Source organism: Mycobacterium sp. IS-1496 (genome assembly GCF_001499995.1).
Classification (GTDB): Bacteria; Actinomycetota; Actinomycetes; order Mycobacteriales; family Mycobacteriaceae; genus Mycobacterium.
Window position 1 is genome coordinate 90,999 of the sequence record NZ_LQIU01000023.1, and the last position, 24,410, is coordinate 115,408.

Below are 24,410 nucleotides of genomic sequence, written 5' to 3' on the forward strand. Positions count from 1 at the left end.
AGGGCATGACACCACGGGGGTCCGACAAGCCACCGTCGGTGCCGGCTGGCACCATCGTCGACGTGAGCCTGCACGTGCACCGCTACGGTCCGCCGGAACCCGCCCAGCTGCTGGCTGTGCACGGACTGACCGGGCACGGTCAGCGCTGGCAGACCCTGGCGACCCGGCATCTGCCCGAGTTCTCCGTCGCCGCACCGGACTTGATCGGTCACGGCCGGTCCTCGTGGGCGGCGCCGTGGACCCTGGACGCCAACACCGACGCGCTCGCCGCCCTGCTCGACGCCGACGGGGGCGGTCCTGCCGTCGTGGTGGGGCACTCCTTCGGTGGCGCGGTCGCCCTCGCGCTGGCGGCGGCGCGGCCGGATCTGGTGTCGGGGCTGGTGCTGCTCGACCCGGCGGTCGGCCTGGACGGGCAGTGGATGCGGGAGATCGCCGACGACATGTTCGCCTCACCCGATTACACCGATCGGGCCGAGGCGCGCGAGGAAAAGGTGTCGGGGTCGTGGGGCGAGGTGGATCCCGCCGAGCTGGACCGTGAACTCGACGAACACCTCATCGCCCTGCCCAACGGCCGCAGTGGGTGGCGGATCAGCATCCCGGCGATGATGTCGTACTGGAGTGAACTGGCCCGACCCGTCACCGTCCCCCGCGACGGCACGCCCACCACGCTGGTCCGGGCCGCGCGCACCGACCCGCCGTACGCGACCGATGAGCTGATCGCGGCGCTGGATGCCGCCCTCGGGTCGGATCTGACTGTGCTGCAGTGGGATTGCGACCACATGGTGGGTCAGGCGAAGCCCGCCGAGACCGCGGCGGTCATCCGCGGACACCTCGAGCGGCGTTGACCGTGGCGGCCATCACCGACGAGCAGGTGGAGGCCGTGCGCGCCCTGGTGGCGCAGATCCCGCCGGGCCGGGTCGCCACCTACGGTGACATCGCCGACGCGGCGGGGTTGTCGAGTCCCCGGATCGTCGGCTGGATCATGCGCACCGACTCGTCGGATCTGCCGTGGCACCGCGTGATCGGCGCATCCGGCCGCCCCGCACCTCATCTGGCCACCCGCCAACTCGAACTGCTGCGCGCCGAGGGGGTTCTGGCCACCGACGGGCGGGTGCGGTTACGCGAGGTGCGGTACGTCTTCTAGAGCACCAACCGCACCAGCGCGGCGGTGCGCGCCAACCCGGGGAACGCCGCCGCCGTCGACCGTGGATGCAGCGCATGGACGGCGAGCCGGAACATCAAGGCGCGCAACAACATCTGCGGCCATTCGGGCAGCGATGCCCACCGTTCGATCAGCCCGTCGTCGGCCTCACCCCAGGACAGGGCGTCGACGACGACCACCCCGGCCGCCCAGGACGCCGGCCGCCAGTACGGCGTGATGTCGGTGATCCCCGGGGCGGCCGCGCCCGCGAACAGCACCGTGCCGTAGAGGTCGCCGTGCACCAGCTGACTCGGGCTCTTGGTGGCCCGGCGCAGGGTCGCGAGCTGGTTGATCAGCTCGACCGACCGTTGGCCGTCGGAAGAGCCGGGCGCCACGCGCGCGCCCGGCGGCAGGGAGTGCAGCGGACGCTCCTCCCAGGCGGCGCGGTCGGCGGCGATGAACACGTCGACGTCGGCCCAGGGAGCGACGGGCGGCTGGGTGAGGAAACGTGGCCGTTCGAGCTTGGCCGTGGCCTCGTGCAGGCGTACCGCCGCGGACACCACCTCGTCGTGCCGGGGTTCGGGGGTGCCGGCGACGAACGTGTCGGCCCGCCAACCGGCCACCACATAGCGCCCGTCGGTGGACCGCACGGGCCGCGCCAGGCGCACCCCGTCGACGAACAGCGTCTCCCGGACCTTCGCCGACCAGGCCGCGCGGGCGTGGTCGGCAACCATCGACAGCACCACCTCGCCGCAGCGCCAGCCGCCCTCCCAGCTCGATCCGAGCGGTACGGGACGCACGCCGACCAGCCCGAACGCCGCGAGGACATGGTCGGGCGGTCGCTCGGTGGTCACCAGGTCAGGTTACCGGTGAGGGTGCCGACAATTGACGCGCTGACCTGCTGTGTCGCCGAGCCGTTGCCGTGCTGAGACCTAAGAGTCGGTCAGTACATGACCATGTCGGGCTCGAGTTGCCGCGCCCATGCCACGATGCCGCCCTGCAGGTGCAGGGCGTCGGAGAACCCGGCCTTCTTCACCGCCGCGAGCGCCTCGGCCGAGCGAACGCCGGTCTTGCAGTACAGCACCGGGATCCGGTCCTGCGGCAGCTTGGCCAGCCCGTCGCCGGCCTCGATCGCCGACTTCGGGATGAGCTCGGCGCCCTCGATCCGGTTGATGTCCCATTCGACCTGCTCGCGTACGTCGATCAGGGCCACCGGCTTACCCGCGTCGATCAGGTCGCGCAGCTCACGGGGGGTGACGGTGGAATCGGCGGCGGCTGCGGCGGCCGCGTCGGAGACCACACCGCAGAACGCCTCGTAGTCGATGAGCTCGGTGATCTTCGGCGTCTCCGGATCCTTGCGGATCTTGATCGTGCGATAGGTCATGTCGAGTGCGTCGTAGACCATCAGCCGGCCGAGCAGCGGCTCGCCGATGCCGGTGATCAGCTTGATCGCCTCGGTGCCCATCACCGACGCGATCGACGCGCACAGGATGCCCAGCACACCGCCCTCGGCGCAGGACGGGACCATGCCCGGAGGCGGCGGTTCGGGGTACAGGTCGCGGTAGTTCAGGCCCAGGCCGTTCGGCGCGTCCTCCCAGAACACCGAGACCTGGCCTTCGAAGCGGTAGATGGACCCCCACACGTACGGCTTGTGCGCCAGCACCGCGGCATCGTTGACCAGATAGCGGGTCGCGAAGTTGTCGGTGCCGTCGAGGATGAGGTCGTACTGCTCGAACAGTTCGACCGCGTTCTCCGGCTCGAGGCGGTCCTCGTGCAGGCGGACGGTCACCAGCGGGTTGATCTCGAGGATCGAGTCGCGCGCGCTCTGCGCCTTGGACCGGCCGATGTCGGATTGTCCGTGGATGATCTGCCGCTGCAGATTGGATTCGTCGACGACGTCGAATTCGACGATGCCGATGGTGCCCACACCGGCCGCGGCCAGGTACAGCAGGGTCGGCGAACCCAGCCCGCCGGCGCCGATGACCAGCACCTTGGCGTTCTTGAGGCGCTTCTGACCGTCGAGCCCGAGGTCGGGGATGATCAGGTGGCGGCTGTAGCGAGCGACCTCTTCGCGGGTCAGTTCGCCAACCGGCTCCACCAGCGGAGGCAATGATTGTTGAGGGAGCGTTCCCACATTCCCGGACACCGGTATCTCCTCAAGTCTGCGGTGCGTCGACCGCGGTCGGCAGTCGAGTCACCTTCACAATAGGCACCTGACACAACAGCGCAGAGCCCCGCAGGCTTCCCGTCAGGCGATCGGATACGGCCAGGGGTTGAAGCGGCACGTCAGCCCGTCGGCCCGCACGGTCTCGGGGTCGAACCGGGAGGCGTCGTCGTTCGAGGTGGAGAACGTCTGCTGCATCATGATCGGTGCGAGCGCACCGTTCTCGATGCAGGATTCGTGACGCTGATAGCCGATCGCGTGGCCCACTTCGTGGTTGATGAGGTACTGCCGGTAGGACCCGATGTCGCCCTGGAACGGCACGGCCCCGCGCACCCAGCGCGCCTCGTTGATGAACACCCGCGGTTGGTCACCGAGGTAGGCCGGGTTGTAGCAGGACGCCTCGAGCTGGATGTCGTAGCCGCAGCCCTCGCGGATGGTCAGCGGTGAGGTCAGCGACACCCGGAAGTCGGGGACGCCGGCGCCGGCGTCGATGCGGGTGAACGCGAACTGCGGGTTGTGGGTCCAGCTCTTCGGGTTGGCCAGCGTCTCGTCGACCATGCGGGCGAAGCCCTCGTCACCGCCGAAACCCGTGGTGTCGAGGCCGTCCTCGACCTCCACGGTGTAGGTGAAGTTCTTGGTCGTCCCCTGGCCGACCTGCGGTGTGGTGCCGGGCACCACGTGCCAGGTCCTGGCGCCCGCCTCGGTGAAGGGACCGCCCGCGGGCAGGATGCCGGTCGGCAGGTTCGCGTCGAACTGGGTGAGCCCCTTGGGCGGTGCGCCGACGATCGCCGTGCTGGCCACGCCGATGGTGGGCGGACCCTGCACCGGCCCCTCCTCGTCGGCCACCTGTTGGGGCGCGCTCGTCCCGGTCACGGTCTGGTAGATGACGACGACGGTGAGCACGGCGAGCACCGGCAGCGCGTACGCGCGCCAGCCGTAGGTCGACACGAAACGGCCGAGCCAGGTCTGTTTGCGCCACTGCCGCCGGTCGTCCCGGTTGGACCGGACGCGCCCGCTCTCGGCGGCCAGCGGGTCGCGCTGGGCGCGCAGCGGATCCCGCCTGCCGCGCTGCGGCTCCTGCCACTCGGTGCGCACGGCCGGGACCCGACCGTCGCCGCGACGCTCTGGACCCATGCGTCCTCCACGCGAGCGGGAGTCGTAGGTCACGAAAACAGGATGGCACAGACCGGTGGACTTGAGTTTCCGGCGCGCCACCGCCGCCCCGGCAGGTGTCGGGACGCGTGGGCCACGCGATCGGTAGTAATGTCGGGGCGATGAGCGCCTCGGGCCACCACCGCCAAGCGCGCCAGCCGAATCCGGATTGAGGACTTGATGAGCGATCTCACCAACACCGCTGAGAGGAGTGGCGACAAGCCGGCCAACGGCACCGGGCTGCCGAAGAACAACCGGCGCGGCAATCGACTCCCTCGCGACGAGCGCCGCGGGCAGTTACTGATCGCCGCCAGTGAGGTTTTCGTCGACCGGGGTTACCACGCCGCCGGTATGGACGAGATCGCAGATCGCGCCGGAGTCAGCAAACCGGTTCTCTACCAACACTTCTCGTCGAAGCTCGAGCTGTATCTCGCTGTGCTGCAACGCCACGTCGACAACATGGTCTCCGGCGTGCGTCAGGCGCTGCGCACCACCACCGACAACCGGCAGCGGCTGCGCGCCGCCGTGCAGGCCTTCTTCGACTTCATCGAACACGACAGCCAGGGCTACCGGCTGATCTTCGAGAACGACTACACCACCGAACCGCAGGTCGCCGCACAGGTGAAAGTGGCGACCGAGGCCTGCACCGATGCGGTGTTCGACCTGATCAGCAGGGACTCCGGCCTGGAGGCCCACCGGGCCAGGATGATCGCGGTGGGCCTCGTGGCCATCAGCGTGGACTGTGCCCGTTACTGGCTGGACGCCGAGCGGCCGATCTCGAAGGACGACGCCGTCGACGGCACGGTGCACTTCGCCTGGGGCGGGCTGTCACACGTACCGCTCACCCGTTCTTGATGGCCTCCGCGCCGACCACACCGAAGCCCACCCGCCGCACGTCGGCGGCGCCGATCTCCACGTAGGCGATCCGGCTGGTCTGCACCAGGTAACGCCGACCCTTCTCGTCCGACAGCGCCAGCACGCCGCCCGCACCCTCGGCGAGGGCGTCGGTCACCAGCTTCTCGACCTCACCGGGCGTCTGCGCGCTGTTGAGGACGAGTTCGCGTGGGCTGTCCGAAACACCGATCTTGACCTCCACGCTTGCACCCTTTCGTCGTAGGAGTCGCTCACTCCTGTCGCTCACCGGAAAGGCTAGTGGACGCCGCGTCACCGTCGCCGCCCCGGTGATTACGCGCTGCGCGAAGGCGGGCGGCCAGGCTGTTTCGCGCGAGAGACGGGCCGGCGACCGAACCGACGCAGGACCGTGACCGAATCGGATGCCGCGAGACCTCATCTGTCACTTCCGCCCCGCTAGCATCGGACACAGAGCCGCTGCAAGCTACCGGAAAGCCATCATGACCAGGCATTATTCGCCGCATTCGCCGTACACATCCGCGCGGACCGAACGCTTGGACCGCCATCGCGCCGACCATCCGGACCCGGGCGGCCGCCCGAGCTACGAGCCGTACACCGGCACCGACCACCCGGGATACCGCCAGTACGCCGACACCGCCGTCGGAGCGCACACCTACCGCGCCCGGCCGGAACACCGCGACCCCGGTGGTCACACCGGCTACGACCAGAGCTGGGATTCCGCGCGATACACCGGAACGGACCTCGAGGACGCCGACTACGAGGACTACGAAGATTACGAGGACTACGACGCGTACGCGACGGCCCTCGACACCCGCTGGAAGTGGATCGCCGGCGTCGCGGGCGCAATCCTGCTCGTCGCGGTGATCTGCACGATGGTGATCCTCGGTGGGGGCGACAGTGGGTCCGTCTCGGCGACGGTCGACTCCTCGGTGCAGGGCCGGCCACCGGCCACCGCCGCGCCGCAGGACACCTCGGCGGCCCTACCGCCCCCGGTCGCCTCGCTGGCCCCCGAGACCATCACCACCGTGACACCGACCGCGCCTCCGTCGCCCTCGGCGAGCGCCACCCCGGACCCCGCGCCGAGTGCCGTCGCTCCCCCACCGCCGCCCGCGGCGACCCCTCGCGCGATCACCTACACCGTCACGGGCAACCGCCAGCTCATCGACTTCGTGACGGTCATCTACACCGACCGGCAGGGCGCACTGCAGACCGAGGTCAACGTGTCGCTGCCGTGGTCGAAGACCGTGGTGCTCGACCCAGGCGTGGAACTCAAGTCGGTCACCGCCACCAGCGTCGGAGGTCAGCTCAACTGCGCGATCACCGATGCCGCGGGCACGGCGCTGGTGGCACAGAACAACAACTCGATGATCGCCACCTGCACGCAGTAGCGCCTCAGGCCAGGCCGAGTTCCTGCATCCGGGCGCGATGGGTCTGCTGTAACCGGTCGAAGAACCCGGCCACCTGCGTCAGCCCCTCACCGCCGGCCATCACCAGGTCGACGAGTTCATCGTGATCGGCCAGGACGTACTGCGCCTGGGTGATCGCCTCGCCCAGCAGCCGCCGCGACCACAGTGCCAAGCGGTGCCGCTGCCGGTCACTGGCGGTCACCGCGGCACGCACCTCGGCGACCACGAACTGCGAGTGCCCCGTCTCGGCCAGCACACCGCGCACCACCGCGGCCACCTCGTCGGGCAGGGCGGCGGCGATCTCGGTGTAGAAATCCGCGGCGAGCGCATCGCCGACATAGGTTTTGACCAGCGCTTCGAGCCACGTGCTGGGCGTGGTCAACCGGTGGTAGTTCTCCAGCGCCGACGCGTAGTTCGTCATGGCGGGCACCACGTCGACGCCGCGGCGCTCCATCGCCTCCCGCAGCAACTCGTAGTGGTTCATCTCCGCGGCCGCCATGCAGGCCATGTTGATCCGTCCGCGCAGGTTGGGCGCCATCCGCGCCTCGTCGGTCAGCCGGTAGAACGCGGCCACCTCACCGTAGGCGAGCAGCGCGAACAGCTTGTCGACGCCGGGATGATCGGCCGACACACCTGCCGTTTGCGGGGTGACGATCTGTTCTCCCGAAGCTGCAGGCGGCGTCGAATTCATGGCCCAACTGTAATGGCCGACGAGCGCCGATCCACGTCGGCAAAGGCATCCAGGGTATGATGGCTCCAGGCGGCGGCTCATTCGAGACGGGCCGCTCCCTAAAGAAATGTGCGTGCACGCGTTGGCCCGCCTCCGAAAGTGCAGGGCCCAACGGATCGGCACCGCCCCGTGACGGGCGACGAGGCCGCTTCATCGTCAGACTCGTGTGCGCGTGGAAAACCACGAGGTCCGACTTTGAGTCGACTATGAAAGGCCACGTTCACCTCGCATGACTCCTTTGACAACTCCTGTTGACATGACATTCGCCAGCCTCGGCGTACGCGACGAGATCTGTCGCGCACTGGCCGAGGAAGGCATCCACCAGCCGTTCGCCATCCAGGAACTGACGCTGCCCATGGCGTTGGCCGGCGACGACCTGATCGGTCAGGCCCGCACCGGCATGGGCAAGACCTATGCCTTCGGCGTCCCGCTGCTGCAGCGGGTCACCACCGACACCGAGAAGACCCTCACCGGCATCCCGCGTGCCCTGATCGTGGTTCCGACCCGCGAGCTGTGCCTGCAGGTCCACAGCGACCTGTCGCTGGCGGCCAAATACCTGACCGCAGGCGACCGCAAGCTCTCGGTCGTGTCGATCTACGGCGGCCGCCCCTACGAGCCTCAGATCGAGTCGCTGCGCAAGGGCGCCGACGTCGTGGTCGGCACCCCCGGCCGCCTGCTCGACCTCGCCCAGCAGGGTCACCTGCAGCTCGGCGGCCTGAACGTGCTGGTGCTCGACGAGGCCGACGAGATGCTCGACCTGGGCTTCCTGCCCGACATCGAGCGCATCCTGCGCCAGACCCCCGACACCCGGCAGGCGATGCTGTTCTCCGCCACGATGCCGGATCCGATCATCACGCTGGCGCGCACCTTCATGAACCAGCCCACCCACATCCGGGCTGAGGCGCCGCATTCGGCCGCCACGCACGACACCACCGCTCAGTTCGCCTACCGCGCCCACGCGCTGGACAAGGTCGAGATGGTCAGCCGCATCCTGCAGGCCGACGGCCGCGGCGCGACCATGATCTTCACCCGCACCAAGCGCACCGCGCAGAAGGTGGCCGACGAACTCGCCGAGCGCGGCTTCAAGGTCGGCGCCGTCCACGGTGACCTGGGGCAGGGCGCGCGCGAGAAGGCGCTCAAGAGCTTCCGCACCGGCGAGGTCGACGTGCTGGTCGCCACCGACGTCGCGGCGCGGGGCATCGACATCGACGACATCACCCACGTCATCAACTTCCAGATCCCCGAGGACGAGCAGGCCTACGTGCACCGCATCGGCCGGACCGGCCGCGCGGGCAAGACCGGTGTCGCGGTGACGCTGGTCGACTGGGACGAACTCCCCCGCTGGTCGATGATCGACAAGGCGCTGGGCCTGAACACCCCCGACCCGGCCGAGACCTATTCCAGCTCGCCCCACCTCTACGAGGAGCTCAGCATCCCCACCGACGCCGGCGGATCGGTGGGTGAGCCGAAGGCCAGGGCCGCGAAGCGTCCCGAACGCGCCGCCCGCGGCGAGCGTGACGGTGACCGCGACGGGGACGACAAGCCCACGCGCAGCCGGTCCCGCAACCGTCGTCGCACCCGCGCGGGCAAGCCGGTCACCGGCCACGTCGAGGGTTCGGCCGAGCAGCCGGCCACCGAGGCCACGCCCGGTGACGGAGACTCGGACACCGAGGCCGGCGGTGAGCCCGGCCAGGCCGGGCGCCGCCGTCGCCGTCGGCGTCCGCGCAAGGCCGCGTCCACGACCAGCTGACCCGACGGCCAACCGCATCAGTGGTCAAACCGGAGCGCCGCACCCGCGGTGACGTGATCGCCGCCGTCGCGATCGCCGCGGTGATCGCGGTGGTCGCGGCCGTGGTCTGGTGGACCAGCGACGCCAGAGCCACCATCAGTCGGCCCGCCGCGCAGGCGGTGGCCGATCCCGACCCCGCGACCGAGGTACCGCAGGCCCTTCGGGAACTGTGGAGCGCCGCCAGCCCGAAGACGCGGCTGCCGGTCATCGTCGGCGGCAGCGTCGTGACCGGTGACGGTCAGACCGTGCAGGGCCACGAACCCGCCAGCGGGAACACGGTGTGGAGCTACGCCCGCGGTGTCGACCTGTGCGGTGTCACGTCGGTCTACCACTACGCGGTGGCCGTGTACCCGGACCCGCGGGGCTGCGGTCAGGTCAGCACGATCAACGGCAGAACCGGCAAGCGCGGCAACGCGCGCACCGGGTTCGCCGACCCGGAGGTGACGTTGAGCAGCGACGGCACCACGGTGCTGTCGGTCGGCGAGAGCCGACTCGAACTGTGGCGTTCGGACATGGTCCGCATGCTCAGCTACGGCGCCCTGGACGCCCGGATCAAACCCGACGTGCCCGTCGCGCCCCTGTGCCGCCTGACGTCCGCGGCCGCCAGTTCCTCCGCGGTCTCGGTGCTCGAGGCGTGCCCGAACGAACCCGACCTGCGGTTGACCCTGCTGCGGCCGTCCGACGAGGAGGACGTACCGGACATCAAATACGTCGAACTGCCCGATGTGGCCGCCGACTCCGACGCCCGCGTCATCGCCGTCTCGGACACCACGACGGCGGTGTACCTGCCGACGCCGAAACCGACCGTCAACGTCATCGACGAGACCGGGACGACGGTCGCCAGCACCTTGATGACGACGCCCGCGTCCCCGGACGCCGTCGCGACGCGCGCGGGTGACCTGATCACGTGGTGGACCGGGGACTCGGTGATGGTGTTCGACGGGTCCGGCCTTCGCTACAAGTTCACGGTGACGCCGTCGGGACCGAGTCTGCCGCTCGGGCCCGCGGCCGAGATGGCCGATCGGTTGCTGGTACCGGTCACCGACGGGTACGACGTCTTCGACCCGGGGTCGGGCACCGGCGAACGGCACATCCCCCTGGCCCGTCCCCCGGTCGACGGTGCGGTCATCCCCGCGGTGGTCGGCGACCACGTCGTGGAACTGCGCGACGGCGAACTGGCCGGGCTGGGCTGATACCGCGGGGCCGGCTCGACCTGACCGACTGGCCCACGTATCCGGTTCATGAATGGCCCGCCAACGCGTCCGTACCGGGGTTAGCGTCGTTGTCGTGCCCGCTTCGCCTCTACACAGCTGACCGCCGATGCGAGCGATCGTCGCGCGTGACCGCGCCGCCGGTGTGCACGGTGTGTCGATGGCCGACATGCCGTACCCGCATGCGGCCGAGAACGACGTCATCGTCCGGGTGCACGCCGCGAGCTTCACTCCCGGTGAACTCGACTGGCCCGGGACATGGTTCGACCGCGCCGGCCGGGACCGTGCACCGACGATTCCCGGCCACGAGGTGTCCGGTGTCGTCGCGGAGCTGGGGTACGGCACGACCGGCCTGACCGTCGGCCAGCGCGTCTTCGGGGTCACCGACTGGACCCGCAACGGCACGCTCGCCGAATACGTCGCGGTGGAGGCACGCAATCTGGCCCCGCTCGCAGCCGATGTCGACCACTCGGTGGCGGCCGCCCTCCCCGTCTCCGGGCTGACCGCGTGGCAGGCCTTGTTCCACCACGGACACCTGGTTGCGGGGCAGACCGTGTTGATCCACGGAGCCGCCGGTGCGGTCGGGTGGCTCGCGGTGCAACTCGCCCGCGAGGCAGGCGCACGCGTCATCGGCTCCGGACGCCCGAACCACCGCGACAGCGTGCTCGGCCTCGGTGCCGACGCCTTCGCCGACCTGACACGAGACTCCCTCGAGGACGTCGGCGCGGTCGACGTCGTGCTCGACACCATCGGGGGTGAGGTCCAGGACCGATCGGCCGCGGTCGTGCGGCCGGGTGGCGTGCTGGTGAGCATCGCCGCACCGCCCAGGGTCGTACCCGATCGCGGACGGACCGTCTTCTTCGTGGTGGAACCCGACCGCGACGTTCTCGACCGCATACAGCGGCGGGTCCGCGAAGGCCGGCTGCGCCCGCCACCGGTGACGTCGTGCGCGCTCGACGAGGCGCCCGCGGCGTTCGACCCGGCCCGGCGCCCGGCGGGCAAAGTCGTCGTCGGCGTGGCCGGGGACTCCTTTCACGAGGTGAGGGCATGACGAAAAGCATTGCGGGCATCCCTATCCCGGAATCAGACATGGCGCGAGAGGTGACCGAACTGGTGCGCGACGCGGCGGACGACGTGCTCTTCGGCCATTCGCGCCGTTCGTATCTGTGGGGCATGCTCCATGCTCGCCGCCGCAGCCTCGAACCCGATCCGGAGCTGTTGTACGTCGCGGCGATGTTCCACGACCTCGGTCTCACCCCGCGGTATCGCAGCGTCGACCAGCGATTCGAACTCGACGGGGCCGACGCGGCGCGTGACTTCCTGGCAGACCACGGCTACCCGCAGGCGACTGTCCGCACCGTCTGGCTCGCCATCGCCCTGCACACCACCCCGGAGATCCCCGACCGCCTGGAACCCGAGATCGCGCTGCTCATCGCGGGAGTCTCGACCGACGTGGTGGGCGCCGGAATCGACACGCTGACCGCGGACCAGATCGCAGAAGTGTGCGCCGCACACCCGCGTACCCACTTCGCCGACGGGATGCTGAACGCCTTCCACGCCGGTCTGAAAGACCGGCCGCAGACGACCTTCGGCACCATGAACGACGATGTGCTGGCCCACTTCGACCCGGACTTCACCCGCGTCGACCTCGTCGACCTCGTGGTGAACAATCCGCTGCCGCAGTGACTGCTAGAACTCCGGGGTGTAGGTCGGCAGGTCCTTGCCGTTCTTCCAGTGTTTGAGCAGCGCCCCGGCCAACTCCCGGTAGGCGAGCGCGCCTTTGTTCTTGCGGCCCGCCAGCACCGACGACCCCGACGCGCTGGCCTCGGCGAACCGCACGGTTCGCGGGATCGGCGGCGCCAGCACCGGCAGTTCGTAGCGGTCGACGACGTCGAAGAGCACGTCACGGCTGTGGGTGGTCCTGGAGTCGTACAGCGTCGGCAGCGCGCCAAGCAGCCTCAGGTCCGGGTTGGTGATGGCCTGGACGTCGGACACCGTCCGCAGGAACTGGCCCACCCCGCGATGCGCCAGCGTCTCGCACTGCAACGGCACGATGACCTCGCCTGCGGCGGTCAGCCCGTTCAGCGTGAGCACGCCCAGCGACGGCGGACAGTCGATCAGCACCACGTCGAACGTGCCGGTCACCTTGGCCAGCGCGCGTTTGAGCGCGTGTTCGCGGCCGGCGCGCATCAGCAGCATCGCCTCGGCGCCGGCCAGGTCGATGTTGGCCGGCAGCAACGTCATCCCCTCCGGCGTGTCCACCAGCGCCGCATCCGGTTCCACCTCCCCGAGCAGCACCTCGTGCACCGAGACCGGCAATTTGTCGGGGTCGTGGCCCATCGAGAACGTCAGCGACCCCTGAGGGTCCAGATCGACCAGCAGCACCCGCTTGCCGCTTTCCGCCATCGCTGCGCCGAGCGACGCAACCGTCGTTGTTTTGGCGACCCCACCCTTTTGATTGGCGACCGCAAGTACTCGCGTCACGGGTGCCATCCTGACACGCGCAGGGCCGAGACACACGGACGTGCGGCAGAATCGGCAGGTGTGGGCCTGACCGACCATCGACTTCTGCTGATCCGGCACGGCGAGACGGAGTGGTCGCGTTCGGGACGCCACACCAGCCGCACCGACCTCGAACTGACCGAAACCGGCCGTGACCAGGCCACCCGGACCGCCGAAGCGCTGGACCGGCTCACGCTGGACGACCCGCTGGTGATCAGCAGCCCACGACGGCGGGCGCTCGACACCGCGAAACTGGCGGGCCTCGCCGTCGACGAGGTCTCCGATCTGCTCACCGAGTGGGATTACGGCGACTACGAGGGCCGCACGACGCCCGAGATCCGCGAATTCGACCCCGACTGGTTGGTCTGGACGCACGGCTGCCCCGGCGGCGAGAGCGTCGAGGCGGTCCGCGAGCGCGCCGACCGCGCGGTGGAGATGGCCTGCGAACACCTCAAGACCCGCGACGTCATCTTCGTCGGGCACGGCCACTTCTCCCGGGCGGTGATCACCCGCTGGGCGGAACTGCCGCTGACCGACGGCATCCGGTTCGCGATGGTCGCGGCGTCGATCGCGGTGTGCGGATGGGAGCACGGAGTCCGCCAGATCAGCGCACTGGCGCTGACCGGTTACCCGCATCCGTGCATGCCGACGTGACCGGGCCCGCGGGCGCCGAGCCGGCCTTCGCCCTGACCGGCGCCGACGGTGTCGTCCTGGCCGATGGCGTCCACACGGCGTACCCCGCGCTGCGTGACGCGCGCGCCGCTCTGGCCGCCGGTGACACACCGATGGTGTTGGGCGCGTTGCCCTTCGACCTGACCGCCCCGACGGCACTGTTCCGGCCGCAGGAGGTCCGGTTCGTCGAATCGCTGCCGGACTGGCCCACCGCGGACCTTCCGCACGTGCGGATCGCCGAGTTCCGGCCCGCACCTCACGAGCACCGCGCGCGCGTCGCGTCGGCGGTGAGCGCGCTGAACGACCCTGCCTCCGGACTGCACAAGGTCGTGCTCGCGCGGGCGTTGCACCTCGCCGCCGACGGACCGCTCGACGCGAGGACCCTGCTACGGCGCCTGGTCGCCGACGACGCGAGCGCCAACGCCTACCTGGTCGATCTCAGCGCCGCCGGGAACTCCTACCGCGGTGCGGCCCTGATCGGCGCCAGCCCCGAACTCCTGGTGGCCCGGCGCAGGGACATCGTGACGTGCCAACCGTTCGCCGGTTCGGCGCCGCGCTTCGCCGACCCCGCGGCCGACCGGGCCAGCGGCGCCGCCCTCGCCGACTCGGCCAAGAACCGCCACGAGCACGCCATCGTGATCGACGAGGTGCGCAAGGCCCTCGACCCGTTGTGCCTGGACCTGCAGATCGCGCCGACACCGCATCTCAGCGCCACCGCCGCCGTCTGGCACCTCAGCACGCAGATCACCGGCCGCCTGCGCCGAACATCAACCACCGCATTGGATCTCGCGGTCGCGCTGCACCCGACCCCGGCGGTGGGCGGTGTCCCCACCGACATGGCCGCCGCACTGATCAAGCGACTCGAAGGTGACCGCGGCTTCTATGCCGGCGCCGTCGGGTGGTGCGACGCCGCAGGCGACGGCCGTTGGGTGGTGTCCATCCGGTGCGCACAACTGGCCGCCGACCGTCTCAGCGCCGCCGCCCACTCGGGGGGCGGCATCGTCGCCGAATCCGATCCCGACGACGAAGTCGCCGAGACCACAACGAAATTCACCACCATCCTGTCCGCACTGGGGGTTGCGCCATGACAGTGACCATCCGCCGGGTCGAGCCCGGTGACGAGGTGGAGCTCACCGCGATGGTGCACGAACTGGCCGCGTTCGAACGCGCGTCCGCGGAGTGCACCGTGACCGAAAAGCAGATGCACGACGCGCTTTTCGGCGCCGAGCCCCGCGTGTACGGTCACCTCGTCGAGGTCGACGGTCAGGCTGCCGCCGGGGCCTTGTGGTTCTACAACTTCTCGACCTGGGACGGGGTGGCCGGCATCTACCTCGAGGACCTGTTCGTCAGACCGCAGTACCGCCGCCACGGGCTGGCCCGCACCCTGCTGTCGACCCTGGCCCGGGAATGCGTGGCCAACGGCTACAGCAGACTGTCCTGGGCGGTACTCGACTGGAACGAGAACGCGATCGCGCTCTACGACGCCGTCGGAGGCAAACCCCAGACCGACTGGATCACCTACCGGGTGTCGGGTCCGGAGTTGTCGGCACTGGCGGGGTCCTGAGCGCCCAGCCACTGCAACGCCGAGGGGCTGAACAACAACAGCAGCGCGGTGATCGCGACCACGGCGACCGGGATGCCGAAGAACCACTGGTGCGACCCCACCGCCACGTACCACGTCACCGGCAGCAGCAGCAGTTGGGCGAAGACCGCGATGCCGCGGCCCCACCGCCGCCCGGTCCACAGCGCCCACCCGGCGGCCACCACCCCGCCACCGACGATCGCGAACCACGCCGCCGTGCCGAACTTGTTCAGCCCGGCCTCCTCGGCGCGGGAGAAGCCGCTGACGAGATAGACCAGGGCGGCCACCACACCGGTGGCTCCCTCGAGGGCCACCAGCACGGCGGCCTGACGCACGGTTGAGGGCGAGGGAACGGGCACGACGTCAAGCCTAGATGTTCGCGGTTAGGCTCATGCCTCGTGCGTGCCGTGCTGATCGTCAACCCCAACGCCACGTCGACGACCGCGGCAGGCCGCGACCTGCTCGCCCACGCCCTCGAGAGCCGCACCGAGCTCACGGTCGTCCACACCGACCACCGGGGCCACGCCATCGAGATCGCCCAGGAGGCGGCCGCCGACAGCGTCGACGTGCTCATCGTGCACGGCGGCGACGGCACCGTGAACGAGGTCGTCAACGGCGTCCTGCGCGAACGCGGGCGTGACGCCGACGCACCGGCCGTCGCTGTCGTCCCCGGCGGATCGGCCAACGTCTTCGCCCGCGCGCTGGGCATCAGCCCCGACCCCATCGAGGCCACCAACCAGCTCGTCGACCTCCTCGGCGAGCACCGCCGCACCGGGGTGTGGCGCCGGATCGGGCTGATGGACTGCGGGGAGCGCTGGGCGGTGTTCACCGCGGGCATGGGCGTCGACGGCGACGTCGTGGCCGCCGTGGAGGCGCAGCGGGCGAAGGGCCGCACGGTGTCCGCGTCGCGCTACATCCGGGTCGCGGTGCGCGAGATGCTCGCCAGCGTGCGCAAAGAGCCGACCTTGACGCTGCACATGCCCGACCACGAACCGGTCCCCGGCGTGCACTTCGCCTTCGTGTCGAACGCCAGCCCCTGGACCTACGCGAACGCCAGGCCCATCTGGACCAACCCGGGCACCACGTTCGAGACGGGGCTGGGAGTGTTCGCCACCACCAGCATGAACGCCTGGGCCAATCTGCGGTTGGCCCGGCAGATGTTCGCCCGGGTACCCGACCCGGTGGCCCGCCACCTCATCCGCGACGACGACCTGGAGTGGATCCGGATCACGTCCGACGTACCGGTGGCCTGCCAGATCGACGGAGATTACGTCGGCCCGCGCGAAACGATGACGTTCACCTCGGTGCCCGACGCGCTCGGCGTGGTCGCGCCGGCGGCAAAACCGCTCTGAGCTGCGGCGGCCGACTCCGCCGGAAAATTTTTGGGCGTAAGTGTGTTGAGTGTAGTACGAAGGGGTAAGCGGACCTCTAACGCGGCTCCCTAGTGACATTGCCCACGTGTTAACGCGCTTCTCTTGACATCCGTCGAGCCTGTGAAAACATCGGATGCAACAGTGCAGAAACAATTCGTGTGCACGCGTTAACAGCCGAAGAAAAGCTCGTGCGCCCTGCTGCGCACATAGTGAGGAGTTAAAAAGAATGGATTGGCGTCACAAGGCCGTCTGTCGCGACGAGGATCCCGAGCTGTTCTTCCCGGTGGGGAACAGCGGGCCGGCGCTCGCGCAGATCGCCGACGCGAAGCTCGTCTGCAACCGTTGCCCCGTCACCACCGAGTGCCTGAGCTGGGCATTGGAGTCCGGCCAGGACGCCGGCGTGTGGGGTGGCATGAGCGAGGACGAGCGTCGCGCCCTCAAGCGTCGCAATGCCCGCACCAAGGCCCGCAGCGGAGTCTGACCGCTCCGCAGGATCAGTGAAGGCCCCGGCGAAAGTCGGGGCCTTCACTGTGTCCGGAAACACAATTCGACGCCGCGGATCCATTTCCGTGAATTCGTATTCCGGCTAGGTGCCCTACTGCGCGGCTCGGCCGCTGTGCCCTACTGCGCGGCTCGGCCGCTGTGCCCTACTGCGCGGCTCGGCCGCCGTGCCCTACTGCGCGGCTCGGCCGCCGTGCCCTACTGCGCGGCTCGGCCGCGGCGGCCGATTGGGACCCTCAACACCACATCCGTCCCCCCGCCCGGCACGTCGTGCATCCCGAGTGAGCCGTCCAACTCCGCCGACACCAGCGTCCGCACGATCTGCAACCCCAGCCGATCGGACTTCTCCAGGCTGAACCCGGCCGGCAGGCCGCGCCCGTCGTCGTGCACCACCACGTCGAGCCAGCGCGCCGAACGCTCCGCCCGGATCGTGATACTGCCCTGCGCCGTGTTCGCGTCGAACGCGTGCTCGATGGCGTTCTGCACCAATTCGGTGACCACCATGATCAGCGCCGTCGCCCGGTCGGCGTCGAGCACGCCGAGATCGCCCTCGCGCTTGATCCGGATCGGCGGGCCGACGCTGGCCACGTCGTTCATGATCGGCAGAATGCGGTCGACCACCTCGTCGAGGTTGACCTCCTCGTCCACCGACATCGACAGCGCGTCGTGCACCTGGGCGATCGAGGACACCCGCCGCACGGATTCCATCAGCGCCTCGCGGCCCTCGGCGTTGTTGGTGCGCCGGGCCTGCAGGCGCAGCAGCGCCGCCACCGTCTGCAGATTGTTCTTCACCCGGTGGTGGATCTCGCGGATCGTCGCATCCTTCGACAGCAGCGCGCGGTCGCGCCGCTTCACCTCGGTGACGTCGCGGATCAGCACGGCGGCGCCCACCGCCGCCCCGTGCACCACGAGCGGCATCGTGCGCAGCAGTACCGCCGCGCCGCCGGCGTCGACCTCCATCCGCATGCTGGAGCCGCCGGCGAGCGAATCGCGCACGTGATTGGCCAGTTCCTGGGCCTCGAACGGATCGGAGATGAGCGGACGCGTCACCGTCACCAGGTTGTGGCCCTCGAGGTCGGCGTTGAGCCCCATCCGGTGATACGCCGAGATCGCGTTGGGGCTGGCGAAGACCACGTTGCCGGCGCCGTCGAGGCGGATGAACCCGTCCCCCACCCGGGGGCTGGAGCGGGACATGGCCAGATCACCGACGTTGGGGAAGGTGCCCTCGGAGAGCATCAGCAACAGATCGCCCGCACAGTCCAGATAGGCGACCTCCAGCGGGCTCGCGGTCCGCCGGGCCGCCAGCGCGGTCTGATGGGTGAGCACCGCGACGACATGCTCGCGGTACCGCACCGGCACCGCCTCGACGTTCAGGCCCGGCGCGTCGTTCTGCGCGGCCGGCCCCTCCCGGCCGATGATGCCCGACTCGAAGGTGGCCGTGACCAACGGCATGGTCTCGGGGATCGCGGTGGTGCCCACCGCATCGGCCAGCAGCACGGTGGCTGCGGTGTTGGGCCGCACCTGCGCGACGCAGACCAGCACGCCGTCGTCGCGGCGCACCCACATCAGGTAATCGGCGAAGGACAGGTCGGCCAGCAGCTGCCACTCCCCGACCACGGCGTGCAGATGGTCGACGGCGTTGCCGGGCAGCACGGTGTGCTCGGCGAGCAGATCACCGAGGGTCGACATATCGCTCTACCCGGGGGCGCTGAACGCGCTAGCTGATCACCGCGATGAGGTCACCGGCCTGGATGACGTCACCCTCGGCCACGTTGACCTTGGTCACCGTGCCGGCCACCTCGGCGAGCACCGGAATCTCCATCTTCATGGACTCGAGCAGCACCACGGTGTCACCCTCGCCGATCTGATCGCCTTCGTGGACCACGACCTCGAGCACACTGGCCACGATCTCCGCGCGAACATCCTCGGCCATCTTCACCCCACTCAGTGTCTGCTGTTGCCGCTCTATCGAACCACAACCCCGCGTCGTCGGAGCACCCACCGGGCCGTGAGACAATGGCAGGCGACCGCCCGCGTGATGCGGGTCGGAGATTTCCCAGACCATTCCCGAGACCGTATGGAGGACCCCCATGGCCAAGCGAGGCCGCAAGAAGCGCGACCGCAAGCACTCGAAGGCGAACCACGGCAAGCGACCCAACGCCGGGTCGAAGTCAGTGCGCTGACCAGCAGGGTCTAGCCGACACGACACCGCGGCTGCCGACGGGGATCACAGGAATCCCGTCGACAGCCGCGGTGTCGTCGTCTTCGCGTCAGCTGCGGTAGATCGTGGTGCGGCTGATCTCGATGCGCAGCCGCTCGCGTAGCCGGTCCGGCGCCTTCTCACCACCGCATTTGACGGCGATCAACCGCTTCACCCGTTCCTCGACGCCGTAGTGGCGCAGGCAGGCGGGGCATTCCTCGAGATGGTGCTTGAGCTTGTCGCGCGTCTCCGCGGTGCACTCGCCGTCGAGCAGCGTCCACACCTCCGCGATGACGGCGGCGCATTCGGGATGCTCCGGGTCGACCGGGCCGACCGGCGGCGTCCACCGCTCTTCGTCACTCACGACGACACCTCCTCGGGCGCTTGCGCACCGCGGATGAACCCGCGGTCTCGGGCGACATCGGCGAGCAACTCACGCAGCTGCTTGCGGCCACGATGCAACCGGGACATCACGGTCCCGATGGGCGTATCCATGATCTCCGCGATCTCCTTGTACGGGAATCCTTCGACGTCGGCGTAGTACACCGCCATCCGGAACTCCTCCGGCAGAGCCTGCAACGCCGCCTTGATCTCCGTGTCGGGCAACGCTTCGAGCGCCTCCACCTCGGCAGATCGCAGACCCGTCGACGAATGCTCGGCGTTCGCGGCGAGCTGCCAGTCCGTGATCTCCTCGGTGGGGTACTCCGACGGCTGGCGCTGCTTCTTGCGGTAGCTGTTGATGTAGGTGTTGGTCAGGATCCGGTACAGCCACGCCTTGAGGTTGGTGCCCTCACGGAACGACCGGAACCCCGAGTACGCCTTGACCATCGTCTCCTGCAGCAGGTCCTCGGCGTCGGCAGGATTGCGCGTCATGCGCAGCGCACCGCCGTAGAGCTGGTCGAGGAGCGGGATCGCGTCGCGCTCGAAGCGTGCGGTCAGCTCGGCATCGGATTCGTGTCGTTCGGCCGCCGATGCGTCGATGTCGGTCATCGTGGTCGACACCGTCCCTTCTGTCGCGGCGCCCTCGAACAGGCCCGGCAGATCCACCGGACGTTCCAGGCAGGCCGTTGGCACCGAAGTCCTCCCATGATCCTAGTGGTAGTGACCGACACGTTCTCGGCTGCGTGTTGCCGCCGAAGTCGTCTGTGTCAACAGCAGGACCGAGCGCTGTTGTTCCCGACCGCCCTTAAGCTGACCGGCGTGCGCGCAGCGACGCCGGCGATCGCGGCTCTGGTCTCCGACGGGGCACCGCATGAGGTCCTGCAGTACAAGCACGATCCACGGGCCGGTTCGTTCGGCGAGGAGGCCGTGGAGGAACTCGCCGCCACGGGCGTCGACGCGCGGCAGGTCTTCAAGACACTCGTGATCGCCGTTCCCAAGGGCCTCGCCGTGGCGGTGCTGCCGGTCCCGGCCAAGTTGTCGCTCAAGGCGGCGGCCGCGGCGCTCGGTGTACCGAAGGCGGCGATGGCCGAACGGGCTGCCGCGGAGCGGTCGACGGGCTACGTCCTCGGCGGCATCTCCCCGCTCGGTCAGCGCAAGCGGCTGCCGACGGTGATCGACGCGTCGGCGCTGCAGTGGGACCGGGTGCTGTGCAGCGCCGGTAAGCGGGGACTCGAGATCGCCGTGGCGCCGGCGGATCTCGTTCGGCTCACCGGCGCGGTGACCGCCGACATCGCGGTGTGACGCTCGCCGTCACTTGACGTCGGAGGGATGCTTCGCCAGCGGCGTCACGCGGATGTCCATGTAGGGGAACAGCGGCAGCGCCGAGATCAGTTCGTGGAGTTCGTCGTTCGACTCGACGTCGAAGATCGAGAAGTTCGAGTACTCGCCGACGATGCGCCAGATCTGCGGCCACTTGCCCGAACGCTGCAACTCCTGCGAGTAGGCCTTCTCCCGGCTGACCAGATCGGTACGCACCTCGGAGTCCAGATCGTGCGGGATCCGCACGTCCATTCGTACGTGGAACAGCATCGGCGGTCAGCCCCGCACCGGGTCGAGGACGAAGTCGTAGGTGACGGCCTCACTGCCGTCGGCCTGCGGCACCGGCGCCAGCACGAGTTCCGGTTTGACGGCGGTGGCGATGTCGTCGTCGTTGTGGGGATCGCCGGGGAAGTACAGCTGGGCGGTCAGCAGCTCGTGGCCGGGCGCGGACACCTTGACGTGCAGGTGGGCCGGGCGCCAGGCGTGCCAACCGGCGGCGGCGATCAGCTTGCCGCACGAACCGTCGGTCGGGATCTGGTACGGCGCGGGACGGATGGTGCGGATGCGGAAGACGCCGTCGGGTCCGGTGCTGAAGCTGCCCCGCAGGTTCCACTGGGGCATGCCCGGCGCGAACTGCGAATAGAAGCCGTCCGCGTCGGCGTGCCACAGCTCGACCTTGCCGGCGAGCGGGGTGCCGTCGGTGGAGGTGATGGTGCCGTCCCACACCAGCGGGGTGCCCTGCTCGTCGGGCCGCATCGGCATGGTGCCGTCCGCGCCGAGGTCGGGTGAGCCCGGCACGTAGTAGGGGCCCTCGATGCTTCCGCGGTTGCCGCTGCGGTGGGAGGTGGCCACGTCCTCGACCGCGTGCTCGACCCAGACGTCGAGGAACAGCGGCCATTCGCCGTCCTCGCCCACGCCGATCAGCCACGCCTTGAGCGCGTTGTACTCGTCGTAGGTGACCTTGTGCTTGCGGACCGTCTCGTGCACGGCCGAAAGCACTTCGCGGGCCAGCAGGTCGACGCGCTCACGCGGCGTGTCCCGGACGGCGTCGTAGGGCGACTTGTCGGTGCGGAAGCGGTCGGTTGCCGAGGCGCCCGACGCGGCGGCGCTGGCCTGGACCGGGGCGGGGGTGTCGAACGTGGTCATGGTCGTACTCCTGGGTGGTGGTGGTGGGCTGGTGTCAGTGGTCGGTGCGGTAGCGGGTGAGTTTGTCGGGGTCGATCTCGATGCCGAGGCCGTTGCCCGCGGGCCGGCGCAGGACGCCGTCGCGGATCTGCAGCGCCTCGGTGAGCAGGTCGTCGCTCATGTCGAGGAAGTTCGACAGCTCACCGGCGTGGCGGGAGGTGGCGGCGAACGCGGATCCGAACGTGACGGCGCAGGCCGTGCCGATCTGCCCGTCGATCTGGTTGCCGATCACCGTCTCGACCCCGAGGCCCTCGGCGAGGTGGTTGACCCGTTGCGACTGGGTGAAGCCGGTGCGCGCGGTCTTGATGCTGATCGCGGTGGCCGACCCTGCGAGCAGTTCGCGGGTCACGTCGGCGGGGGTCGGCACGGATTCGTCGGCGATGAACGGCATGTCGAGGTGCCCGACGAGGCGGCGCCGGCGGCGAACGTCGTCGGCGGGGCACAGCTCCTCGGCGAACAGCAGGTCGAGGTCGGCCATCTGCTTCATCGCCCGCAGGGACTCCGATGCGGTCCAGCCGCGGTTGCCGTCGACGTAGAGCTCGACGCTGTCGCCGAAACGCTCACGCAGCGCGCGTACCACCGCCGTGTCGAGGGCGACCGGACGGCGGCCGACCTTGACCTTGAAGGTGTTGACGCCGTAGGTGTCCCTGATCCGCTCGGCTTCGGCGACCATCGCCGCCGGGCTGTCGAAGCCCAGCATGTGGCTGACGCGCATACGGTCGGTGAACCCGCCGAGCAGATCGCCGACAGGAAGCTCGAGGGTGCGGCCCAGCGCATCCCAGATCGCCATGTCAACCGCGGATTTGGCGGTCGGGTTGCCGACGGTGCGGCTCAGGCGCGCCCCGACCACCTCGCGTTCGGTCAACGTGAGCCCGACGACCTGCGGCGCGAAGATCTGCTCGATGACCGCGACGATTCCGGCCTGGGTCTCGCCGTAGGTGAACGGCCGCGGAGGGGCCTCGGCCACCCCGACGACCCCGTCGTCGGTGTGCACCCGAACCAGCACGTGCTCGGCGACCGTGACCTCGCCCGAGGCGAACTTCAGGGGTTTGACGTAGGGGATCGCGAACGGGATCGCTTCCACATGCGTGATCTTCACAGCGCTCCTCCGGTGGGTAGGGAGTTCGGGATCGAGTGGGCGGCGAAGGCGGCGTCGAGCACGCCGACCACCGCCTCGACGAGCGGGTTGTCCTCACCGCTGCGCCAGGCGAGCGCCAACTCGATGGTCTGGGCGTCGAGCAGGTCGCGGAAGACCAGCCCCTCCAGGGGAAGTGCCCGCACCGACCGCGGGACCACCGCCACCCCGAGGCCGGCGGCGACGAGGGAGAGCAGAACCGCGGTACCGGGCGCCTCGTGCTCGCGGTGCGGGACGAAACCGGCCTGTCGGCAGCTGCGGATCACGGCCTCGTTGACCGCGGAATCGCGGCTGCCGTAAGCGATGAACGGCTCCGTGCGCAGATCGGCCAGTGAGACCACGGGTTCCACGGCGAGCCGGTGGTCGACCGAGACGGCGAGGACGAGCGGCTCGATGTCGATGGTGCGCAGCTCGATGTCCTGCCCCACGGCCGGCGGTCGGAGGACCCCGAGATCCAATGCGCCGCTGCGTAACCCGTCACACTGCTCCGGGGTCAACAGATCGGCCCGGATCTGCAGTGCGACGTCGGGGAGTTCCCGCTTGACCACCCTGGCGATCCGGGGCAGGTGCGAGAAGGCGGCGGTACCGGTGACCCCCAGGCGGACCAGCCCGCTGCGCCCGGCCGCGATGCGTCGTACCCCTCGAACGGCATCGTCGACCCCGGTGAGGATTCGGGCCGCCTCGGACTGCAGGAACTCCCCCGCCGCGGTCAGCGACACCTGGCGGGTGGTCCGGTTGAACAGCGTGACGCCCAGTTCGTCCTCGAGCTGGCGGATCGAGTACGAGAGCGCCGGCTGAGCCACGTGAAGGTGCTCGGCGGCACGGCCGAAGTGGCACGTGTCGGCGACGGCGGCGAAGTACCGCAGATGACGCAACTCCATGGTGTCTCTCGTTCCTCCAGTCACAGCCCCGGTCGGATGTGACCGGCGCCACGGCCCAGAGTAGGACCGGGATACATACAGGACAAGGATCCGTTTTCGCCTCATTGATCGACATGACCGATCAATGAGTACCTAGGTCAGGACTGGGCATCGCCCTAGTGTGACGGCAGACACGTGATGCCAGTGTGCAGGGAACACGTCACATGGAGGGC

General features: G+C 69.4%; 30 protein-coding genes. 15 read left to right on the forward strand and 15 right to left on the reverse strand.

Annotated elements, in window-relative coordinates:
* The first annotated feature begins 5 nt into the window (after positions 1-5).
* Together AU195_RS13560 and AU195_RS13565 are read left to right on the forward strand one after the other, a co-directional pair.
* Entirely contained in the window at positions 6-845 is an 840-nt protein-coding gene (locus AU195_RS13560) for an alpha/beta fold hydrolase (protein ID WP_059159725.1), read from the forward strand.
* A gap of 2 nt (positions 846-847) precedes the next feature.
* Positions 848-1,144 carry an MGMT family protein gene (locus AU195_RS13565; protein ID WP_059159581.1) on the forward strand — a complete coding sequence of 99 codons (297 nt, stop codon included), beginning with the start codon at positions 848-850 and terminating at the stop codon, positions 1,142-1,144.
* Here the strand turns inward: AU195_RS13565 and AU195_RS13570 are convergent.
* The 3 genes from AU195_RS13570 to AU195_RS13580 form a co-directional block, all read right to left on the reverse strand.
* Positions 1,141-1,995 (reverse strand): TIGR02569 family protein, encoded by an 855-nt coding sequence (locus AU195_RS13570; RefSeq protein ID WP_059159582.1) that lies wholly within the window; start codon positions 1,993-1,995, stop codon positions 1,141-1,143. The two genes, AU195_RS13565 and AU195_RS13570, sit on opposite strands and share 4 nt — an antisense overlap.
* A gap of 89 nt (positions 1,996-2,084) precedes the next feature.
* Positions 2,085-3,251, reverse strand: coding sequence for an adenylyltransferase/sulfurtransferase MoeZ (moeZ, locus tag AU195_RS13575; protein WP_172800572.1), 1,167 nt, complete (start codon positions 3,249-3,251; stop codon positions 2,085-2,087).
* A gap of 138 nt (positions 3,252-3,389) precedes the next feature.
* A complete protein-coding gene (locus AU195_RS13580) occupies positions 3,390-4,439 on the reverse strand; it encodes a DUF3152 domain-containing protein (protein ID WP_059159584.1) in 1,050 nt (349 codons plus the stop codon).
* A gap of 198 nt (positions 4,440-4,637) precedes the next feature.
* Here AU195_RS13580 and fasR point away from each other — a divergent pair, with 198 nt between their 5' ends.
* Positions 4,638-5,312 carry an HTH-type transcriptional activator FasR gene (gene fasR / locus AU195_RS13585; protein WP_059097729.1) on the forward strand — a complete coding sequence of 225 codons (675 nt, stop codon included), beginning with the start codon at positions 4,638-4,640 and terminating at the stop codon, positions 5,310-5,312.
* Here fasR and AU195_RS13590 read toward each other — a convergent pair.
* On the reverse strand, positions 5,299-5,553 hold the full coding sequence (locus AU195_RS13590) for a DUF3107 domain-containing protein (protein WP_059097728.1): 255 nt from the start codon (positions 5,551-5,553) through the stop codon (positions 5,299-5,301). The two genes, fasR and AU195_RS13590, sit on opposite strands and share 14 nt — an antisense overlap.
* Positions 5,554-5,809: 256 nt before the next feature.
* Between AU195_RS13590 and AU195_RS13595 the strand changes: the two genes are divergently transcribed.
* On the forward strand, positions 5,810-6,718 hold the full coding sequence (locus tag AU195_RS13595) for a hypothetical protein (RefSeq protein ID WP_059159585.1): 909 nt from the start codon (positions 5,810-5,812) through the stop codon (positions 6,716-6,718).
* A gap of 4 nt (positions 6,719-6,722) precedes the next feature.
* Here the strand turns inward: AU195_RS13595 and AU195_RS13600 are convergent, their stop codons facing one another.
* Positions 6,723-7,427 carry a ferritin-like fold-containing protein gene (locus tag AU195_RS13600; protein ID WP_059159586.1) on the reverse strand — a complete coding sequence of 235 codons (705 nt, stop codon included), beginning with the start codon at positions 7,425-7,427 and terminating at the stop codon, positions 6,723-6,725.
* Between the two features lie 268 nt (positions 7,428-7,695).
* Between AU195_RS13600 and AU195_RS13605 the strand changes: the two genes are divergently transcribed.
* The 4 genes from AU195_RS13605 (at position 7,696) to AU195_RS13620 (ending at position 12,152) form a co-directional block, all read left to right on the forward strand.
* A complete protein-coding gene (locus tag AU195_RS13605) occupies positions 7,696-9,216 on the forward strand; it encodes a DEAD/DEAH box helicase (protein WP_059159587.1) in 1,521 nt (506 codons plus the stop codon).
* A gap of 20 nt (positions 9,217-9,236) precedes the next feature.
* Positions 9,237-10,448, forward strand: a complete 1,212-nt coding sequence (locus AU195_RS13610) for an Rv3212 family protein (RefSeq protein ID WP_059159588.1) — start codon at positions 9,237-9,239, stop codon at positions 10,446-10,448.
* A 127-nt stretch (positions 10,449-10,575) separates the two neighbouring features.
* Positions 10,576-11,517, forward strand: coding sequence for an NADP-dependent oxidoreductase (locus tag AU195_RS13615; RefSeq protein ID WP_059159589.1), 942 nt, complete (start codon positions 10,576-10,578; stop codon positions 11,515-11,517).
* The gene (locus AU195_RS13620) at positions 11,514-12,152 is read left to right on the forward strand and encodes an HD domain-containing protein (protein ID WP_059159590.1); all 639 of its coding nucleotides are present in this window, start codon (positions 11,514-11,516) and stop codon (positions 12,150-12,152) included. Before AU195_RS13615 ends, AU195_RS13620 begins: the two co-directional genes overlap by 4 nt.
* Positions 12,153-12,155: 3 nt before the next feature.
* Here AU195_RS13620 and AU195_RS13625 read toward each other — a convergent pair whose 3' ends face one another.
* On the reverse strand, positions 12,156-12,959 hold the full coding sequence (locus AU195_RS13625) for a ParA family protein (protein ID WP_172800569.1): 804 nt from the start codon (positions 12,957-12,959) through the stop codon (positions 12,156-12,158).
* Between the two features lie 51 nt (positions 12,960-13,010).
* Here AU195_RS13625 and AU195_RS13630 point away from each other — a divergent pair, with 51 nt between their 5' ends.
* From AU195_RS13630 to AU195_RS13640, 3 genes are read left to right on the forward strand one after another with little or no spacing between them, the layout of a single operon-like run.
* Entirely contained in the window at positions 13,011-13,622 is a 612-nt protein-coding gene (locus AU195_RS13630; protein WP_059159591.1) for an acid phosphatase, read from the forward strand.
* A complete protein-coding gene (locus tag AU195_RS13635; RefSeq protein ID WP_059159727.1) occupies positions 13,619-14,728 on the forward strand; it encodes an isochorismate synthase in 1,110 nt (369 codons plus the stop codon). The genes AU195_RS13630 and AU195_RS13635 overlap by 4 nt, the downstream gene beginning before the upstream one ends.
* On the forward strand, positions 14,725-15,204 hold the full coding sequence (locus AU195_RS13640) for a GNAT family N-acetyltransferase (protein WP_059159592.1): 480 nt from the start codon (positions 14,725-14,727) through the stop codon (positions 15,202-15,204). Before AU195_RS13635 ends, AU195_RS13640 begins: the two co-directional genes overlap by 4 nt.
* Here AU195_RS13640 and AU195_RS13645 read toward each other — a convergent pair.
* Positions 15,159-15,581 carry a hypothetical protein gene (locus tag AU195_RS13645; RefSeq protein ID WP_059159593.1) on the reverse strand — a complete coding sequence of 141 codons (423 nt, stop codon included), beginning with the start codon at positions 15,579-15,581 and terminating at the stop codon, positions 15,159-15,161. The genes AU195_RS13640 and AU195_RS13645 overlap by 46 nt on opposite strands.
* A 39-nt stretch (positions 15,582-15,620) precedes the next feature.
* On the opposite strand from AU195_RS13645, the gene AU195_RS13650 reads away from it, so the two are divergent.
* Positions 15,621-16,574: a diacylglycerol/lipid kinase family protein gene (locus tag AU195_RS13650; protein ID WP_059159594.1), complete on the forward strand. Its 954-nt coding sequence runs from the start codon at positions 15,621-15,623 to the stop codon at positions 16,572-16,574.
* Between the two features lie 247 nt (positions 16,575-16,821).
* Complete coding sequence (gene whiB1, locus AU195_RS13655; protein WP_011558794.1) at positions 16,822-17,076, forward strand: transcriptional regulator WhiB1; 255 nt, start codon at positions 16,822-16,824, stop codon at positions 17,074-17,076.
* Between the two features lie 218 nt (positions 17,077-17,294).
* On the opposite strand, the gene AU195_RS13660 is transcribed toward whiB1, so the two are convergent.
* Entirely contained in the window at positions 17,295-18,785 is a 1,491-nt protein-coding gene (locus AU195_RS13660) for a sensor histidine kinase (RefSeq protein ID WP_059159595.1), read from the reverse strand.
* Positions 18,786-18,813: 28 nt separating this feature from the next.
* Positions 18,814-19,029, reverse strand: a complete 216-nt coding sequence (locus tag AU195_RS13665; RefSeq protein WP_059159728.1) for a biotin/lipoyl-binding carrier protein — start codon at positions 19,027-19,029, stop codon at positions 18,814-18,816.
* 157 nt (positions 19,030-19,186) lie between these two features.
* Here AU195_RS13665 and AU195_RS26470 point away from each other — a divergent pair, with 157 nt between their 5' ends.
* Positions 19,187-19,279, forward strand: a complete 93-nt coding sequence (locus tag AU195_RS26470; RefSeq protein WP_003882799.1) for a 50S ribosomal protein bL37 — start codon at positions 19,187-19,189, stop codon at positions 19,277-19,279.
* An 87-nt stretch (positions 19,280-19,366) separates the two neighbouring features.
* On the opposite strand, the gene rsrA is transcribed toward AU195_RS26470, so the two are convergent.
* Together rsrA and AU195_RS13675 are read right to left on the reverse strand one after the other, a co-directional pair.
* Positions 19,367-19,660 carry a mycothiol system anti-sigma-R factor gene (gene rsrA, locus AU195_RS13670; protein ID WP_059159596.1) on the reverse strand — a complete coding sequence of 98 codons (294 nt, stop codon included), beginning with the start codon at positions 19,658-19,660 and terminating at the stop codon, positions 19,367-19,369.
* Complete coding sequence (locus tag AU195_RS13675) at positions 19,657-20,286, reverse strand: sigma-70 family RNA polymerase sigma factor (RefSeq protein ID WP_172800574.1); 630 nt, start codon at positions 20,284-20,286, stop codon at positions 19,657-19,659. The genes rsrA and AU195_RS13675 overlap by 4 nt, the downstream gene beginning before the upstream one ends.
* Before the next feature lie 180 nt (positions 20,287-20,466).
* On the opposite strand from AU195_RS13675, the gene AU195_RS13680 reads away from it, so the two are divergent.
* The gene (locus tag AU195_RS13680) at positions 20,467-20,979 is read left to right on the forward strand and encodes an aminoacyl-tRNA deacylase (RefSeq protein WP_059159598.1); all 513 of its coding nucleotides are present in this window, start codon (positions 20,467-20,469) and stop codon (positions 20,977-20,979) included.
* A gap of 9 nt (positions 20,980-20,988) precedes the next feature.
* Here AU195_RS13680 and catC read toward each other — a convergent pair whose 3' ends face one another.
* From catC to AU195_RS13700, 4 genes are read right to left on the reverse strand one after another with little or no spacing between them, the layout of a single operon-like run.
* Entirely contained in the window at positions 20,989-21,267 is a 279-nt protein-coding gene (catC, locus tag AU195_RS13685) for a muconolactone Delta-isomerase (protein ID WP_059159599.1), read from the reverse strand.
* Between the two features lie 6 nt (positions 21,268-21,273).
* Positions 21,274-22,143, reverse strand: coding sequence for a catechol 1,2-dioxygenase (gene catA, locus AU195_RS13690; RefSeq protein ID WP_059159600.1), 870 nt, complete (start codon positions 22,141-22,143; stop codon positions 21,274-21,276).
* A gap of 34 nt (positions 22,144-22,177) precedes the next feature.
* A complete protein-coding gene (locus tag AU195_RS13695) occupies positions 22,178-23,281 on the reverse strand; it encodes a mandelate racemase/muconate lactonizing enzyme family protein (protein WP_059159601.1) in 1,104 nt (367 codons plus the stop codon).
* A complete protein-coding gene (locus AU195_RS13700; protein WP_059159602.1) occupies positions 23,278-24,198 on the reverse strand; it encodes a LysR family transcriptional regulator in 921 nt (306 codons plus the stop codon). The genes AU195_RS13695 and AU195_RS13700 overlap by 4 nt, the downstream gene beginning before the upstream one ends.
* Positions 24,199-24,410: the final 212 nt, after the last annotated feature.